3 protein-coding genes are annotated in these 2,046 nt (G+C 65.6%); 2 read left to right on the forward strand and 1 reads right to left on the reverse strand.

Annotated features, from left to right (window positions below; translation table 11 throughout):
* Nucleotides 1–456 precede the first annotated feature (456 nt).
* Entirely contained in the window at nt 457–603 is a 147-nt protein-coding gene (locus tag F6Q13_RS17175) for a hypothetical protein (RefSeq protein ID WP_293059128.1), read from the reverse strand.
* 194 nt (nt 604–797) lie between these two features.
* On the opposite strand from F6Q13_RS17175, the gene F6Q13_RS17180 reads away from it, so the two are divergent.
* Both F6Q13_RS17180 and F6Q13_RS17185 read left to right on the forward strand, forming a co-directional pair.
* Nucleotides 798–1,472 carry a PGRS repeat-containing protein gene (locus F6Q13_RS17180; RefSeq protein WP_293059131.1) on the forward strand — a complete coding sequence of 225 codons (675 nt, stop codon included), beginning with the start codon at nt 798–800 and terminating at the stop codon, nt 1,470–1,472.
* 113 nt (nt 1,473–1,585) lie between these two features.
* A complete protein-coding gene (locus tag F6Q13_RS17185; RefSeq protein WP_293059134.1) occupies nt 1,586–1,960 on the forward strand; it encodes a cellulase family glycosylhydrolase in 375 nt (124 codons plus the stop codon).
* Nucleotides 1,961–2,046 lie beyond the last annotated feature (86 nt).

Raw genomic sequence — 2,046 nt, forward strand, 5'->3', positions numbered from 1 at the left:
GCGCAACTTGCGCACGATGTCCTCCGCGGAATGCCTCTTGCGGCCAGCCATGTGACTCATCGTCCCTTCCGCCCCACCCGGGGGCCACAGGACTCTAAAACACGGCGGACTCATCCAACGGGAACACGCCAATCGAGGTACGTGAGTTGTTGCGGGTGTTGACGTCGGGGGGTCGGCTTGCGTCAACTGGCTGCGTTGGCCGGGGTGGATCGCAAGACCGCCCGCAGCTATGCGAACGCGGCGGTGCTGGCGGGGTTGGATCGTGGCGGTGCCGTTCGTGCGAGACGACATCGAAAGTGAAGCCCTTGCGAAAAATCTGGCCGATTGTCGCAACAGTTTCACCCTCGCTGAGGTTGGGCTGGATGGGAACCGCGTGCCTCGCCACGAGCGAGACTGCGAGTGTGACGCGACCGCGGCCACGTCGCACCTCGATCGGTGGATACAGCCGAGAGCGTCCTAGTGCTTGCCGTTTTCCCTGGCGGTCGATTTGCCCTTGATCAGGTCGCGGACCTCAACCGGGAGCACGTAGCGTCGATCATCGCGCCGCTCATCGCCGGCATACGCATTGGCGAATGTCGCGGTGCTGCTGGCGCGAGACGACATCGACGCCTCACCTTTTATGCCCGGCGCCGATTACTGGTTAGCCGGTACTTCTCGTGCTGCACGTCGACCTCACGTCGACCTATTGACAGCGAGGCGGCTATCGATATAACTTGCCGCCCGCCCCGGTCAGCAGCAGTCAGGGAAGGGCGTCGATGGGTCCGGCATTGGGTGACCATCGTTCGCACGACGTCGCGATGAGTCGTTGGCTCGTCGGTCTCGGTAGCGTGGCGCTGGGGCTGGGCCCGCTGTTGCTCACTCCGGCGAAGGCTACCGCTGACGAGCTTGATGCGGTCCTCGATCCGATCGTCGCTGCGCTCTCCGACGTCGACCCGACGCCAAGTACCGACGTGAGCGCGATGGTCGTCGGCGGCGACCCGGCGTTCGCCACCGATCAGCCGGCAAGTGCGGCCGCTTCCGCCGGTTTTGCCCAGTTAGTCGACCAGTCGCTCACCTCAGCGCTGCATGCGGTCGAGCAGACCTGGATCGCCAGCTCTTGGGGTAATCACGTCGACAAGCTCATCAACACAGCCTTCGGACATGACATCATCGGCAACGGTGCCCCTGGCACGGCCGCCCATCCCGACGGCGGTGCCGGCGGGCTGTTGTTCGGCGACGGCGGGGCCGGCTGGAACAGCACCGCTGCCGGAGTGGCCGGGGGTAACGGTGGCTCGGCGGGGCTCTTCGGCGACGGCGGCGCGGGTGGCAACGGTGGTGCCGGCGCGGCCGGCGGCGACGGCGGCGCCGGCGGGTATTTGATCGGCGACGGCGGCGTCGGCGGCAATGGCGGCGATGGCAGTACGACCTCCGGTCTGCCTGCGCTGGGGGCGCCGGCGGCAATGCCGGCCTGCTCGGCAGTCACGGTGCGGTAGGCCAGGCCGGCACGATTGCCGGCGTCTCCCCGAGCGCCGGCAGCGACCTGCGAGTCACCGGCACCTGGCTGACCGACAGCGCTGGAAAGGTCGTCATCCTGCACGGCGTCAATGTGGTCGACTTCTCACCGCCGTTCGAGCCATCCGCTGACGGGTTTACCGCTGCCGAAGTGGCCCAGTTGGCCTCCAATGGCGTCGACGTCGTGCGCCTCAGCGTTCAATGGGCCGGAGTGGAACCCGAGCCCGGTGTGATCGACTACGCCTACCTGGCCTCGCTCAACCAGACCGTGCACACCCTGGCGGCCTACCACATCTATGTCCTACTCGACATGCACCAAGACGACTACAGCAGCGTATTCGGCGGCGATGGCGCCCCGGCCTGGGCGGTCGACACCGGCGGAGCACTCAACTCGATCCATATCGTCTCGACTCTTCCGTCCTATGTCGAATATCCTCTCAATCCCGCTGAGCAACTGGTTTGCGTCTGACTTCGCCGCAGAGATGGGCTTGGAAAATTACCCAATGCTGGCAGGCTTCTCGGGTGATTCGAGAGGAGTAGTTCATGCCCGAGTCC

Source organism: Mycobacterium sp., from assembly GCF_008709575.1.
Lineage (GTDB): Bacteria > Actinomycetota > Actinomycetes > Mycobacteriales > Mycobacteriaceae > Mycobacterium.

Bases quoted from the DNA above. Each gene is read 5' to 3' on its own strand.
- F6Q13_RS17175 (WP_293059128.1), bottom strand. From the start codon at position 603: ATGTCGTCTCGCGCCAGCAGCACCGCGACATTCGCCAATGCGTATGCC.
- F6Q13_RS17180 (WP_293059131.1), top strand. From the start codon at position 798: ATGAGTCGTTGGCTCGTCGGTCTCGGTAGCGTGGCGCTGGGGCTGGGC.